14 protein-coding genes are annotated in these 14270 nt (G+C 69.8%); 8 read left to right on the forward strand and 6 right to left on the reverse strand.

Annotated features, from left to right (window positions below; all coding sequences use genetic code 11):
• Nucleotides 1-97 precede the first annotated feature (97 nt).
• The 4 genes from ABWV20_RS16960 to ABWV20_RS16975 all read left to right on the forward strand — a co-directional run bounded on the left by ABWV20_RS16960 (nt 98) and on the right by ABWV20_RS16975 (nt 3596).
• Nucleotides 98-1501 (forward strand): sensor histidine kinase, encoded by a 1404-nt coding sequence (locus tag ABWV20_RS16960; RefSeq protein WP_353357218.1) that lies wholly within the window; start codon nt 98-100, stop codon nt 1499-1501.
• Nucleotides 1498-1980, forward strand: a complete 483-nt coding sequence (locus ABWV20_RS16965; RefSeq protein WP_353357220.1) for a response regulator — start codon at nt 1498-1500, stop codon at nt 1978-1980. Before ABWV20_RS16960 ends, ABWV20_RS16965 begins: the two co-directional genes overlap by 4 nt.
• Nucleotides 1980-2147 (forward strand): response regulator transcription factor, encoded by a 168-nt coding sequence (locus tag ABWV20_RS16970; RefSeq protein WP_353357222.1) that lies wholly within the window; start codon nt 1980-1982, stop codon nt 2145-2147. The genes ABWV20_RS16965 and ABWV20_RS16970 overlap by 1 nt, the downstream gene beginning before the upstream one ends.
• 153 nt (nt 2148-2300) lie before the next feature.
• A complete protein-coding gene (locus tag ABWV20_RS16975) occupies nt 2301-3596 on the forward strand; it encodes a PxKF domain-containing protein (protein WP_353357224.1) in 1296 nt (431 codons plus the stop codon).
• A gap of 542 nt (nt 3597-4138) precedes the next feature.
• On the opposite strand, the gene ABWV20_RS16980 is transcribed toward ABWV20_RS16975, so the two are convergent.
• The 3 genes from ABWV20_RS16980 to ABWV20_RS16990 form a co-directional block, all read right to left on the reverse strand.
• On the reverse strand, nt 4139-5374 hold the full coding sequence (locus ABWV20_RS16980; RefSeq protein WP_353357226.1) for a S8 family peptidase: 1236 nt from the start codon (nt 5372-5374) through the stop codon (nt 4139-4141).
• Between the two features lie 156 nt (nt 5375-5530).
• The gene (locus ABWV20_RS16985) at nt 5531-6205 is read right to left on the reverse strand and encodes a response regulator (RefSeq protein ID WP_353357228.1); all 675 of its coding nucleotides are present in this window, start codon (nt 6203-6205) and stop codon (nt 5531-5533) included.
• Entirely contained in the window at nt 6202-7890 is a 1689-nt protein-coding gene (locus ABWV20_RS16990) for a sensor histidine kinase (protein ID WP_353357230.1), read from the reverse strand. Before ABWV20_RS16990 ends, ABWV20_RS16985 begins: the two co-directional genes overlap by 4 nt.
• Before the next feature lie 82 nt (nt 7891-7972).
• Between ABWV20_RS16990 and ABWV20_RS16995 the strand changes: the two genes are divergently transcribed.
• Genes ABWV20_RS16995 through ABWV20_RS17010 form a run of 4 tightly spaced genes read left to right on the forward strand, consistent with a single transcriptional unit; the run spans nt 7973 to nt 11458 of the window.
• Nucleotides 7973-9016: a Bug family tripartite tricarboxylate transporter substrate binding protein gene (locus tag ABWV20_RS16995; protein WP_353357232.1), complete on the forward strand. Its 1044-nt coding sequence runs from the start codon at nt 7973-7975 to the stop codon at nt 9014-9016.
• A 2-nt stretch (nt 9017-9018) separates the two neighbouring features.
• Nucleotides 9019-9546: a tripartite tricarboxylate transporter TctB family protein gene (locus ABWV20_RS17000; RefSeq protein WP_353357234.1), complete on the forward strand. Its 528-nt coding sequence runs from the start codon at nt 9019-9021 to the stop codon at nt 9544-9546.
• Nucleotides 9546-11069, forward strand: coding sequence for a tripartite tricarboxylate transporter permease (locus tag ABWV20_RS17005; RefSeq protein ID WP_353357236.1), 1524 nt, complete (start codon nt 9546-9548; stop codon nt 11067-11069). Before ABWV20_RS17000 ends, ABWV20_RS17005 begins: the two co-directional genes overlap by 1 nt.
• The gene (locus ABWV20_RS17010) at nt 11066-11458 is read left to right on the forward strand and encodes a universal stress protein (protein ID WP_353357238.1); all 393 of its coding nucleotides are present in this window, start codon (nt 11066-11068) and stop codon (nt 11456-11458) included. The genes ABWV20_RS17005 and ABWV20_RS17010 overlap by 4 nt, the downstream gene beginning before the upstream one ends.
• Nucleotides 11459-11612: 154 nt before the next feature.
• Here ABWV20_RS17010 and ABWV20_RS17015 read toward each other — a convergent pair whose 3' ends face one another.
• Genes ABWV20_RS17015 through nth form a run of 3 tightly spaced genes read right to left on the reverse strand, consistent with a single transcriptional unit; the run spans nt 11613 to nt 14229 of the window.
• Complete coding sequence (locus ABWV20_RS17015) at nt 11613-12815, reverse strand: MarP family serine protease (RefSeq protein WP_353357240.1); 1203 nt, start codon at nt 12813-12815, stop codon at nt 11613-11615.
• Complete coding sequence (locus tag ABWV20_RS17020; protein ID WP_353357243.1) at nt 12812-13573, reverse strand: NUDIX hydrolase; 762 nt, start codon at nt 13571-13573, stop codon at nt 12812-12814. The genes ABWV20_RS17015 and ABWV20_RS17020 overlap by 4 nt, the downstream gene beginning before the upstream one ends.
• Nucleotides 13570-14229 (reverse strand): endonuclease III, encoded by a 660-nt coding sequence (nth, locus tag ABWV20_RS17025; protein WP_353357426.1) that lies wholly within the window; start codon nt 14227-14229, stop codon nt 13570-13572. Before nth ends, ABWV20_RS17020 begins: the two co-directional genes overlap by 4 nt.
• Between the last annotated feature and the right edge of the window lie 41 nt (nt 14230-14270).

Genomic DNA, 14270 nt, shown 5'->3' on the forward strand with positions numbered 1-14270 from the left:
GGGTCGGCGGCGGGGGTGAAACCGGGGACTCGCGGAACCCCCGCGACCTACACTCCGTTGCATGCAGGGGTCAGGGGCGTCGCGAGGGGCTTGGCCTTTGCGCCCAGGTCCTCCGGCGACGGCCCTGGCCGCTGGCGGCTGGCTCGTCGGGTTGGTGGTCACCGCGCTGGTCATCTGGTCGCCGTACTTGTGGTCCGCCTACCAGAGCCCCTCTCTCGACCTGATCCTCGATACCGCTGACGCCTGCATCGCGCTGCTGGTCGCCTACCTGCTCTACGGACGGTTCATGCGCAGCCGCCGCGCGCAGGACCTGCTCCTGGCATCGGGTCTCCTGCTGCTCGCCGTCGCCGGCCTGGGGATGTCGCTGGTCCTTCAGCTGCTCGAGGGCTATCAGCCGGACACCTTCGACGTTTGGCTGCCGGTGGGACTGCGGACCGTCGGTGCGCTGCTCCTCGGACTGGCCGCGTTCACCGGCGACCGATCGGCGTCGGCCGGCTGGGCGCGCCGTGCGCTGTGGGCGCCGTGGGTCCTTATCGGTCTCGCCTTCGCAGTGTTGTGGGGCATCCGTGACGTCCTCCCCGTCGCGATCACCGAGCACACGGCCGAAGCCCTGACCCGCCCCCACCTAACGGGCCACCCCGTGCTTCTCGTCGCCTACGCCTTGGCGGCTGCCTGCTTCTTCATCGGCTCGGTGATTTTCACAGTGCAGGAGGACCGGCGGAATCCTGGCCACCGCGATGCCCTGTTGCGGGTTGTCGGTCCGGCCTTCGCCCTCGCCGGTTTCGCCCGCATCAACTACATGCTCTTCCCCTCACTCGACAGCGGGTGGCTCTACACGGGTGACGTGCTGCGCACGGCCTTCTACTCGGTGCTCCACCTCGGCGCGGGCCGCGAGATCAGGCAGTACTGGTCCGCGCAGGCCCGAGCGGCGGTCCTCGAGGACCGCCGCCGGCTCGCCCGGGAACTCCACGACGGCGTGCTGCAGGAACTCGGCTACATCCGGATGGAGGCTCACTCGATCGGTGATTCTGCGGTCAAGGGCGACATCCTCGCCTCCTGCGACCGCGCGCTCGACGAGGCTCGCACCGCCGTCGACGCCCTCGGGTCCGGACCGGAGGAACCCTTGAGCGTCCTGCTGCAGCGCGCAGCGCGCCAAGTGGCCGAGCGCTACAACGCTGCGGTGGAGGTGGACCTTGACGACTCGGTTGCGGCCGCCGCGGAGCACACCCACGCGCTGGTCCGGATCACTCGCGAGGCCGTGTCGAATGCGATCCGGCACGGGGGCGTGGCCCGAGTGACCCTGCGGCTCAGCGCTGGCGAGCGCGGCCTCCGGCAGCTGACCGTATCGGACGCCGGCCGCGGCTTCGACCCTCACTCGATGGTCGGCGCCGCCAAAGGGTATGGGCTCAAGAGCATGTCGGAGCGGGCTCAGGCCTTGGGTGGCTCGTTCGACATCCACTCGAGCATCGGGGAGGGGACGACAGTGGCGGTGACGTGGTGACCATCCGCGTGGTGATCGCCGACGACCACACGCGCACGCGAGGCTTGATCCGAGAGTCGCTCGAGTCGAATGGGTGCGTGGTGTGCGGCGAGGGGTCCACTGCCCAGGAAGCGATAGCCCTGGCGATTGAGCACCGACCCGACGTCGCGCTGCTCGACGTCCACATGCCCGGCAGCGGCATCCAAGCAGCGAGCGCGATCACGCGGGCTGCCCCGGAGGTGGCCGTCGTCATGCTGACCCGGTCGGCCGAGGAGGACGACCTTTTCGACGCGCTTCGAGCGGGTGCGGCTGGCTACTTGCTCAAGGACGCCGACCCCGGTGGCTTGGGTGATGCCTTGCGGCGGGTCCTCGCCGGTGAGGGCGCGCTGTCACCCCGCCTGCTGTCGAGGATCCTGGACGAGTTCCGCGCGCCGAAGCGGCGTCGCCTCGGGCGCAAGTCCCCGGCCGCAGACAGGCTGAGCGCCCGCGAGTGGAAGTGATGCAACTCCTCGGCCGAGGCCTGTCCACCGACGAGGTGGCGGCACGGCTGTTCCTCTCCCCCACGACCGTGCGAGTGCACGTCTCCAGCGTCCTCAAGAAGCTGCGGGTCAAAGACCGTGAGAGCGCCTTCACGATCCTGAGCGGCGAGGAGCCGCGAGGCGTTTAGGTATTTGAACAGTCGCTAAACGCCAAACGCTGAACATGACTGACAGGTGATTCCTACCTTGGTCACAGCAGGCCCCCATTGGGACGGGGGCCATCGATCCCGGGGAGGGACACCTTGAAAAACCGATTGCTTCGCCGCGCCTCCGTAGGGGCGTTGGCCCTCACCCTGTTCGCCGGCACCACCGCCGCGGTTGCAGACGTCACAGAGGCTGACGGCGACGGAGTAACGCCCGTTGCGGCCAGCAGCCTCGACCTCGGCACTATCTGCACGGGAAGCACCATCAGCGACACGGCGCTGGTCGCCATCTCGCGCAATGGCAACTACGGATCAACCAGTGTCTTCAAAGCTGAGACATCCGCCTCAGTGACGGTGCTCGGTGTCTCTGGGAATGGCTTGAGCGCTTCGGTACGGACGCCAGGGACCATTGCGATCCCAGTCACCTGGGCCGCCGCCCCCAACAACACGATGACCGGCAGCGTGATCTCTGATGTCACGCTCACGCCCAGTACAGCGGGCGCCTTCACCGGAAGCGTCACTTATCGATCGACTGGCACGTCGAGCAGAGATGGCTCGGAGTTGACGAAAGACGATGAAATGACGGTCACGGCGATTGTTGAAGATTGCCTGCCCTCAGATACCACTGCGCCTGCCATCACTCCCAACATCACCGGCACCTTGGGTAACAACGGCTGGTATGTCTCGAATGTGACCGTTTCCTGGACGGTGACAGACTCGGAGTCGACCGTCACTAGCCCGGGTTGTCCCCCGACGACTATTTCCGCAGACACCACAGGTCAGGTGGTCAGTTGCAGCGCCACCAGTGCGGGGGGGTCCTCCAGCAACTCGGTCACCATTAAGCGGGACACGACGGCGCCGAGCGTTTCCCTCGTCGGCGGGCCGGCCGCCGGTGGGTCCTACTACTTCGGGAGTGTCCCCGCGGCGCCCACTTGCACTGCCAGTGACGCCACCTCCGGCCTCGCAGGCCCCTGCTCGGTGAGCGGCTACTCCACCGCCGTTGGCAGCCCGACCGTCATGGCGTCTGCGACGGACCTCGCCGGGAACTCGGCCAGCGCATCCGCCGCCTACCAGGTCTTGGCCTGGAACCTTGAGCGCTTCTACCAGCCCGTCGACATGAATGCGCTCAACATCGTGAAGGGCGGCTCAACTGTTCCACTCAAGTTCGAGGTCTTCGCCGGGCCGACCGAACTCACGGATGTGTCCGTAGTTGACACATTCAAGGCCGGACAGGTGGGTTGTGGCAGCACAGCAGTGCCCACCGACGATATCGAGCAGTACAGCACGGGGGGAACGGCGCTCCGCTACGACTCAACGAGCGGCCAGTTCGTCCAAAATTGGCAGACGCCAAAGGGCCCTGCCGGAAGCTGCTGGAGAGTCCGGCTTACGACGGACGACGGCACGTTCATCAGCGCCGACTTCAAGCTCAAGTGATCTCGGCCTGACTGCAGGCGTGGAGCGCCTCATCCGCGATGTCTCGGGTGAGGCGCTCACGGCTTCCCTACAGTAGCCGCCGCGGCCTCCCGGACGAGCCAGGGGCCCACCGTTCGCCCAGCGAGTCCTTGGCATGTCGTCAGGCGTCGAGTGGCCCCGGTGCGCACAAGCCTGTGCATACCGGGGCCACTCGAGTTGGGTCGGCGGGCGCGTGGTGTCGGGGTTCGGTACGTTGGCGCGGACTGAGGGGAGCACTGGTGAGACGTCTGCTGTGGTTCGTCGCTGGCTTTGCCGCGAGTCTCGCCGGTTCGGCGACTGCCACGAGTCATGGCGTGCTGTGGGCGTTGCCGTTCTTTGCGCTCTTCGCCGTCTGCATGGCCAATGCCATGGGCAAACGTCACTCGAGTCGGCCCCCGTTGGCGACCAGTGAGTCTCCTGGCGAGACATCGTCCTCGCCGTAGCCTGAGGCCGACTCGTCGAGTGGCCCCGGAATGCACATCTGGTGCATACCGGGGCCACTCGAGTGTGTTGGGGGGCTCTGGTCAGAAGCCGGCGACGTTGAGGAGGGGCTCCTTGATCTTGTCCTTGTCGTCCGTGTTGTTCCAGTTGAGGTTGCCCGCGCTCACCAGCGCCGACTGCACCGCGGACGGTGAGGCCGACGGGTGGGTCGACTTGTAGAGGGCCGCAGCACCAGCGACATGCGGCGAGGCCATCGACGTGCCGGAGATGGTGTTGTAGCCGCCGCCCTTCCACGTCGAGTTGATGCAGACACCCGGGGCGATGATGTCGACGTCAGCGCCGTAGTTGGAGAAGTTCGCGAAGGTGTCGTCGACGTCGCTGCGGCACGTGGCCGCGCCGAGCCCGCCGGGCTCCCCGTCGAAGTCGGCCAGCGCGCTCACGGTGATGACCTCGTCGTAGGCCGCCGGGACGGCCCCCTTCGCGTCGACTGCGGAGTTGCCGGCAGCCACTGCGTAGGTGACGCCCGCGGAGACCGAGCGGCAGATCGCGTCGTGCAGGGCGACGCCGGTCGAGCAACCGCTGCCGGCGGGCTCGCTGCCGCTGCCGCCGAGGCTCATGTTGGCCACCTCGATCGTGCCGGCCCTCGCGGTCACCCAGTCGACGCCGCAGATGATCGACGACCACGAGCCGCTGCCCTGGTTGTTGAGCACCCGGACGGCCCAGATCCGGGCGCCGGGGGCCACGCCGACCACGCCGTTCGCGTCGTCCTTGGCACCGATCGTCCCAGCCACGTGGGTCCCGTGACCGTTGCCGTCGTCGTAGCCGCGGCCGGTGGAGCAGTTCGTGCCGCCCACGACGTTGAGGTCGGGGTGGTCGATGTCGACGCCGGTGTCGATGACGGCCACGTCGACGTTCACCGAGCCGGTGCCGTCACCGGCGCGGGTCGAGCTGAGGTCGCCGTCGATCCGGCGGATCCCGGTGGGAACCGTCTGTGCGGCGATGGACACCTGGCGGTCCGCCATGACCGAGACGACCCTCGAGTCCTTGGCGATGCGAGCCGCGGCCGTCGAGGACATGTGGGCGGAGTAGCCCTTGATCGAGTACTGGTAGACGTGGTCGACCGTGGCGCCCTGGGCCCGGGCGTGCTCCGCAGCGACAGCCCGAGGAGAGGCTGAGTCAGCGAGGACGACAATGTAGGAACCCGGGATCACGCCGGCTTCGGCAGCGGTGGCGACGGCCTGGGCGCTGGTCGGCGCGACTGCCAGGCCTCCGAGCACCAGGCCCGCAGCGGCAAGAGTGCCGAGAGTGGATCTGCGCATGGGGACTCCCTTGGGACAGGCCACCCCGGTCGGGGTTGGCATGAATGGAATCTACGTTCGAGTCAGGGCCGTGTCCTGCTGAAACGACGATCCCCCGTTCGAGAGGTAGGACGCCGACCACGGCTCGATGGATACGTCGCGAGCCAAGGAACCGGCTCAGCGGATGCGGTAGCGGCGCTCCGGCCGCCCGGTGGCGCCGTAGCGCAGTGACACCTCGGCCACGCCCGTCGTGACGAAGTGCTCGAGGTAGCGCCGAGCGCTGACCCTCGAGATCCCGACGGCCTCCGCACACTCGCTGGAGGACATCGTGTCGGCCGCGGATCGCAGCGCCCCTCGCACGGCCTCCGCTGTCTCGACCGACAGTCCCTTCGGCAGCGTGCCCGCGGCCGAGAGCCCGACCCCGCCCGCCGCGAAGGCGGCGTCGATCTCCCGCTGCGTCAGCTCCCCCGCCTCGATCGCCCGAGCGCGCTCAGCGGCATACGACCTGAGTCGTTGCTCGAGGTCCGCCCGAGAGAACGGCTTGAGGAGGTACCCGACCACCCCCTGCCGGACCGCGGCCCGCACGGAGTCGGCCTCCTTCGCGGCGGTGATCACCAGGACGTCGCAGCTCTCCCCGGCCGCCCGCAACCGGGTGATGACGTCGAGGCCGAAGATGTCCGGCAGGTAGAGGTCGAGCAGCACGAGGTCCGGCTTGAGCCGGCCGACGAGCTCCACCGCCTCGGTTCCGGTGCTGGCCGTGCCGATGACCTCGAATCCCTCTGTCTGGGAGACGAACCCACGATGGATTCGGGCGACCATGAAGTCGTCGTCGACGACGAGGACGCGGATCATCGGGACTCCTGCAATGCAGCCGGCTCGACAGTCAGGCGAGCGATGAACTTCGCCCCGGACGGTGTCCGCTCCACCTCGACCTCACCCCCGCGCCGCTGACAGATGAGCCGGGTCAGGGCCAGCCCGATCCCGCGCTCCCCCGCCTCGGCGGCCTTCGTCGTGAAGCCGTGGGTGAAGACCTCGGTGACCAGCTCCGGCGCCACCCCGGGCCCGGAGTCCGAGACGACCACCTCGACGGTGCTCCTCGGGCTGCTCGCATCCTGATGGATCGCCAGCTCGACCCAGCGGTCGTCACCCCCCGCCGTCGCGGCCGCCTCGATCGCGTTGTCGACGAGGTTGCCGACGACTGCGGACAGGTCGGCCGAGTCGGCCGACGAGATCCGGTCGAGCGCGGTGTCGTCGGACACCCGCAGCTCGACCCGGCGCTCGGTCGCCTGGGCCGCCTTGGCCATGACGAGCGCCGAGACGGCGTTGTCCTTGATCCGCCGGGCCAAGGTCAGGTCGAGCTGCGCCCGGTGTTGGCTCACCGAGTCGACGAAGCGGACCACCTCGTCGTACTCGCCGAGCTGGATCAGTCCCGAGATGGTGTGCAGCTGGTTGGCGAACTCGTGGGCCTGCGCCCGGAGCAGCTCGGTGGTGCTGCGGAAGGACCCGATCTCCCGCTCGAGGGCGGCGAGCTCGGTGCGGTCGCGCAGGGTCGTGACCGAGCCGAGCGGGCGGCCGTCCTTGGCGACCTCCATGCGGTTCATCACGAGGACCCGGCCGCGGCGCAGGACGACCTGGTCGCGCTCGTCGCCCGTCTCGCCGAGGAGCACCTCGCGCAGCCGGGGGCCGATGGCCAGGTCGGCGACCGACATCCCGACGGCGTTCTCGGGCAGGTCCAGGAGCCGCTGGGCGACGTTGTTGACCAGCGTGATCCGGCTCGACGTGTCCAGGGCGACCACGCCCTCCGCGAGCCCGAACAGCATCGCCTCGCGGCTCTCGGCGAGCCCGGTGATCTCGTGCGGCTCGAGGCCGAGGGTCTGCCGCTTGAGGCGCCGAGCCAGCAGCCACGAGCCCAGGCCACCGAGGGCGAGGGCGAGGCCGAGGTAGGTGAGCAGGTACGACGACGCTCCCTTGAGCCGGTCGACGACCGAGGGCATCTCGACCGCGACCATGACGGTGCCGAGCCGCGTCCCGGGGGCGAGATCCGTCGGGCTCGGCAGCGTCGTCGTGCTGCCGGGAGCGAAGAGGACGGGCGTCTGGGCCACGAGCATCCGGCGCCCGCCGAGCTCCATCGGGCCGGTCCAGCTCGCACCCTGACGCACCCGCTCCGAACCGAGGGGCAGCTCGTGCTCCTCCGTGGTCGGGTCAGAGGAGTCCTTGACGACCCCAGTCGCGTCCGCGATCGAGACGACGGACGCGCCGTACTGCGTGATCGTCCCCTGGACGATCGTCGGCAGGGCGTTGATGACCTGCGGCGGCGCCAGCTCCTGGCGCACGAGCGGGTGGCTCGCGAGCTGCTCCGCGATGGCGAAGACCCTCCGCCCCTCCGTGCGGGTGAACGTCGCCTCGGACTGCGCGAGCGAGACGAACGCGACCGCCACGAGGACGGTCAGCAGGATCGCCATCTGGGCGACGAGCAGCTGGCCCGCAAGCGTGAAACGGCGCAGCCGACGCATGACCACAACGAACTCAACCTTCATTGATGACACAAGAGCGACACGATCACGTGGCGCGGGACACGATCATGCCGTTCCACCCCCAGAACCGAAAGAGGCCTCAACGATGAGAGCACATCTCACCGCCCGCAAGACGTCCCTGCTCACGGCCGGGATCGCGGTCGCCGCGCTCGCCCTGTCGGCGTGCGGCGCGACCGCCGACGACGGCGGCTCGAACGCCGGTGCGGGCGGCGCCACCGGCGGCAACGCCGCTGCCCCCGCCTCCGGCCTGCAGATCATGGTCCCCAACTCCCCGGGCGGCGGTTACGACACCACGGCCCGCACGGTCGCCAAGGTGATGGAGACCGAGAAGATCACCAGCACCGTCCAGGTCTTCAACCTCCCCGGAGCCGGCGGCACGGTCGGCCTCCAGCGCACCGTCAACGAGAAGGGCAACGGCAAGCTCGCCATGCAGATGGGCCTCGGGGTCGTCGGCGCCGCCTACACGCAGAAGTCGCAGGCGACGCTCAACGACACGACGCCGATCGCCAAGCTCATCGAGGAAGCCGGCGCCATCGTCGTCTCCAAGGACTCGCCCTACACGGACATCACCTCCCTGATCGACGCGTGGAAGAAGGACCCGTCGAAGATCAACGTCGGCGGCGGCTCGTCCCCGGGCGGCCCCGACCACCTGCTGCCGATGCAGCTGGCCAACGCGGTGGGCATCGACCCGAAGTCCGTCTCGTACATCTCCTACGACGGCGGCGGAGAGCTCCTCCCCGCGGTCATCGGCAACAAGATCGCCTTCGGCGCGAGCGGGTTCGGCGAGTTCCTCGACCAGGTCAAGGCCGGCGAGGTGAAGGTCCTGGCGGTCACGAGCGAGAAGCGCATCGACGCCCTCCCCGACGTGCCGACCCTCAAGGAGTCCGGAGTCGACTTCCTCTTCACCAACTGGCGCGGCATCGTCGCCCCTCCGGAGATCTCCGACGCCGACCAGGCCGTCTGGGTCGCCGCGCTGACGAAGATGCACGACTCGCAGGCGTGGAAGGACGAGATGGAGAAGCGCGGCTGGACCGACGCCTTCATCACGGGTGACGAGTTCGGCACGTTCCTCAAGGACCAGGACGCAGCCGTCGCCGAGATCCTCACGAACCTCGGGCTGGTCAGCTGACGATGTCCGACTCCCAGGTGGACCACACCGGGGCCGCCGGCACCACCCGCGAGGACCGCGCACAGTTCGGTGTGTGCGCGGCCCTCGCGGGGCTCGGCCTCCTCCTGCTCGTCGACGCGGCGCGCATCCCGCACGTCACGAGCAGCAACGACCCACTCGGTCCCCGGCCGGTGCCGATCGTGCTCGGGGTGCTCCTGCTGCTCACCGCAGTCGCCTACGCCGTCGACGTGTGGCGGGGCGGCGTCGGTGAGGCCGAGGGCGGCGAGGACGTCGACCTCGGCAGCCGCGCCGACTGGAAGACCGTCGGCCTGCTGGTCGTCGTCTTCGGCGTCAGCGCCCTGCTCATCGACCCGCTCGGCTGGGTCATCACCGGCAGCCTGCTCTTCTGGGGCTGCGCCTTCGCGCTGGGCAACCGGCACCATCTGCGCGGCCTCGCGATCGGCATCGCACTGGCCCTGGTCACCTTCTACGGGTTCGCCATCGGGCTCGGCGTCAACCTGCCCGCCGGCATCCTCAAGGGAATCCTCTGATGGACAACATCACCTACCTCATCGAGGGGTTCGGGCACGTCCTGACCCCGATGAACCTGCTCTTCGCCTTCGTCGGGGTGACCGTGGGCACGGCCGTCGGGGTCCTGCCGGGCATCGGCCCGGCCATGACGGTCGCCCTCCTCCTGCCGATCACCTACGGCCTCGAGCCGACCCAGGCGCTGATCATGTTCGCCGGCATCTTCTACGGCGGCATGTACGGCGGGTCCACCACCTCGATCCTGCTCAACACCCCCGGCGAGTCGGCGTCGGTCGTCACCGCACTCGAGGGCAACAAGATGGCCAAGGCCGGCCGGGCGGCGCAGGCGTTGGCCACCGCAGCCATCGGCTCCTTCGTCGCGGGCACCATCGGCACGGCCCTGCTCGTCCTCGTCATGCCCCAGGTCGTCGACTTCGCCATCAACCTCGGCTCCCCCGAGCTCCTCGCGATCCTCCTCGTGGCGTTCGTCGGTGCGAGCGCCGTCCTCGGCTCCTCCCGCGTGCGGGGTTTCGCCGCGCTCCTCGTCGGGCTGACCATCGGCGTCATCGGCATCGACTTCGTCACCGGCCAGCAGCGCCTCACCTTCGGCATCCCGCAGCTCGCGGACGGGATCGACGTCGTCGTCGTCGCGGTGGGGATCTTCGCCGTGGGCGAGGCCCTCTGGGTCGCGGCGCACCTGCGGCGCAAGGCGGCTGCGGTGATCCCCGTCGGCCGTCCCTGGATGGGCCGCGACGACTGGCGCCGCTCGTGGAAGCCGTGGCTGCGCGGCACCGCGTTGGGCTTCCCCTTCGGCGCGATCCCCGCCGGCGGCGCCGAGGTCCCGACGTTCCTGTCCTACCTGGCCGAGCGCCGGCTCTCGAAGCACCCGGAGCAGTTCGGCCACGGCGCGATCGAGGGTGTCGCCGGTCCCGAGGCCGCCAACAACGCCTCAGCCGCGGGCACGCTCGTGCCGCTGCTCGCCATCGGCATCCCCACCAACGCGACGGCCGCGATCATGCTCTCGGCCCTGCAGGGCTGGGGCTTCGAACCCGGACCGTTCCTCATCGAGAAGCAGCCGCTGCTCGTCTGGACGCTCGTCGCGAGCCTCTTCATCGGCAACACGATGCTGCTCCTGCTCAACCTGCCGCTGGCGCCGGCCTGGGCGAAGCTGCTCCAGATCCCGCGCCCCTACCTCTACGCCGGCATCCTCTTCTTCGCCACCATGGGCGCCTACGCCGTCAACGCGCAGCCGTTCGACCTGTTCCTGCTGCTCTGCCTGGGCCTGGTCGGCTTCGCACTGCGCCGCTTCGGCCTGCCCGTGCTGCCGCTGATCATCGGCGTCATCCTCGGCCCGCTCGCCGAGAAGCACGGCCGGCGCTCGCTCCAGCTGTCCGGCGGCGACCTGAGCGGCCTCATCGGCGGGCCGGTGGCGTGGGTCTGCTACGGCGCGATCGCCCTCGTGCTCCTCTGGCCGCTCGTCGCCAGGCTGCTGCCACGCAAGGGCTCCTCGGACCGCGACCACACCCCCACGGAGGTCTCCGCATGACCATCGTCGTCGGCTACATCCCGACCACCCAGGGCGAGGCCGCGATCACGGCAGCGATCACCGAGGCGAAGGCCCACGGTGACTCGATCCTCGTCGTCAACATGTCGCGCGACGACAAGCTCGTCGACCCGCACCGCGCCGCATCTGGCCAGCTCAGCCGGGTTGACGCGGAGCTCACCGAGTCCGGGCTGTCGCACGAGGTCCGAAGGGTCGAGGAGGGGACCGACCCGGCCCAGGCCATCCTCGACCTCATCGCCGAGGTGGACGCGCGGATGCTCGTCATCGGCATCCGGCACCGCTCGCCGGTGGGCAAGCTCCTCCTCGGCTCGACCGCGCAACGCCTCCTCCTCGACGCGCCGTGCCCCGTCCTCGCCGTCAAGTCCCACTGAGCGGCTCCCCTGCCGTACGACACTGACCCGTCACACGGGTCAGTGTCGTAGGGCTCGCGGGCGTCGGGAAGCGAGCCCAGCGGCATACCCCTTCATTTTCCGTATGCCGCTGGGCTCGCTCCCAGCCGGAGCGCGCCCTCCGGTGGAGGCTCCGTCAGCCGGGAAGGCAGGCTCCGGTGTCGACCGCACGGTCCGCCGCCAGGGCGGCGTCGAGGACGGGCATCGCCTCGTCGAGGGTCAGGGCGTAGCCGGTGTTGTCGTCCTCGAGGGACTTGGCGAAGACGACACCGGCCACCCGGCCCTCGGCGTCGAGCAGCGGCCCACCGGAGTTGCCCGGCTGCACCCGCGCGTAGAGGGAGTAGATCTCACGGACGACCGGGTCCTCGCCGTAGATGTCGCGGCCCCGGGCGTCGAGGACCTGCCGGACCCGGGCGGGCACGACGGTGTAGGGCCCGTCGAGGGGGAAGCCCGGGACGGCGGCGGCGGCCCCGCGTGGCAGGTCGGAGCCGAGCTCGAGGGCCGGGGCGTCGAGCCCCTCGGTGCTGATCACGGCAAGGTCGCGGTCCGCGTCGAAGACGACGACCCGTCCGGCGACGGTCTCTTCCTGGCTGCTCACCTGGAGCCGGTCTGCGCCCGCGACGACGTGCGCGTTGGTGACGATGCGGTCCGGGCTCAGCACCCAACCGGTGCCCTCCTGACCGCGCTCGCAGCTGTCGGAGGCGGTGGTGACCTTGACGACGGACGCGGCGGCGCGGGTGATCGCCCTCGTGTCACCGATCCTCGGGTCGGGGGGCTCGACGGGGCTGATCGGCTCCGGCACGAGGTCGCCGAAGACCTGGGGGAAGCCCTGGCTCGACAGGAAGCCGCGGAACCCGGCGAAGATCTGGCCCGCGTCCTCGGGGACGACCGTGTTGACGGCCCGCAGCACCCGGGAGTCGGACACCGCCCGGGCGACCGAGGGGTTGCCGGCGGTGCGCAGGGACCCGCCGAGGAACCAGATGATGAGCGAGGCGGCGACCACCACGACGACGGCGCCAAGGACCGAGTCGAGCTGTCGGACGCCCTGCTGGCCCATCTGTCGGCGCACCTGGGCACCGAGCAGGCTGCCGAGCACCTGCCCGATCCAGCCGATGAGGACGACCCCGACGATGAGGAACAGGACCCGGAGCCGGGAGTCGTTGGCGACCGACTCGAGGTCGGCGAGCAGGATAGGCAGCGTCCAGATCGCGATGAGCGCCCCGGCGAAGAAGCCGAGGAGCGAGAAGACGCTCGCCACGAGACCGTGGCGGTACCCCGAGATGCCGTAGGCCACGAGGATGAGCACGAGAGCGATGTCGAGCACGATGCCGCCGCTCATCGGCGGTCCCGCAGGTAGATCTCGGGGAGCGGGCGTTGGCGAGACTCGTCCCAGGGGAGGGCCAGCCCGGAGAGGTCGAGGACCCGGCTCAGCAGACCGGCCGTGAAGCCCCACAGCAGCAGGTGGTCGAGCTCGAACCCGGGGCCGACGTAGCCGCTCGGATGGGTCACCGTGAACCGGGTCTCCGGGTGGACGAGGTGGGAGATCGGCACGGAGAGGACCTCGTGGACCTCGGCGGGGTCACGGACGGTCACCGGCGTCGGCGCCGCCCACCAGCCGAGGACGGGGGCCACGACGAAGTTGGCCGGCGGGAGGTAGAGGCTCGGCAGGACGTCGACGACGTCGACGCCGCTCGGCTCGATACCGGTCTCCTCCTCGGCCTCGCGCAACGCGGTGGCGACGCTGTCCTCGTCCTCGGGGTCGCGGGACCCCCCGGGGAAGGCGATCTGCGCGGGCTGCGTGCGCATCGTGTGCGAGCGCTCGATGAGGATGACGTGCTCGCCCTCGGCCTCCTCACCTGCGGGCGGCGGGCCGAAGAGCATGAGGACGGCCGACTCGCGGCCGCCCTCCTCGGGTGGTTGGAAGCGCGAGAACCAGTGGGCGTCGACCGACGGCACCCTCGCCACCACCTCGTCGAGCCAGCGCGGTCGCGGCAGGCCGGCCGGTCCCGGCGGGATCGACCCGGTCGGTCCGGAGTGCACGACACGGGCGCCGCTCGGCGAGGTCGACGGGGTGGGTTGGGTCTGCGGTCCGGTCATCGCGGCGCCAGCTCGAACTTGAGGAGCTTGGCGGCACGGTCGGGGTCGGTCTCGCCGATCCCGTAGCTCGGGCACCAGCGCGCCACGGGACACGCCCCGCAGGCGGGCTTCTTGGCGTGGCACGTGCGCCGCCCGTGGAAGATGACGACGTGGCTGAGCATCGTCCAGTCCCGCCGCAGGAAGAGCGCCCCGACCGCGTGCTCCACCTTGACCGGGTCGGTCTCGTCGGTCCAGCCGAAGCGCCTGACGAGCCGGCCGAAATGCGTGTCGACCGTGATGCCGGGGACGTTGAAGGCGTTGCCGAGCACGACGTTGGCGGTCTTGCGCCCGACGCCGGGCAGGGTGACGAGGTCCTTGAGGCGGCCGGGCACCTCGCCGTCGAAGCGCTCGACGAGGGCCTGGCCCAGCTTGATGAGGCTGTCGGCCTTGGCCCGGAAGAAGCCGGTCGGCTGGATGATCGCCTCGAGCTCTTCACGGTTGGCCGCCGCGTAGTCCGCGGCAGTGAGGTACTTCGCGAAGACGATCGGCGTCACCTTGTTGACGCCGACGTCGGTGGTCTGGGCCGACAGGATCGTCGCCACGAGCAGCTCGAGAGGGCTCGAGAAGTCGAGCTCGCAGTGGGCGTAGGGGTAGCGATCGTGCAGCGCGCGGTACATCTTGCGCGCACGCCGGGTCCGTGCGACGGCGGTCTCGTCAG

Origin of the sequence: Intrasporangium sp. DVR (assembly GCF_040365325.1) — a bacterium.
In the GTDB taxonomy this organism is placed as follows: domain Bacteria; phylum Actinomycetota; class Actinomycetes; order Actinomycetales; family Dermatophilaceae; genus Intrasporangium.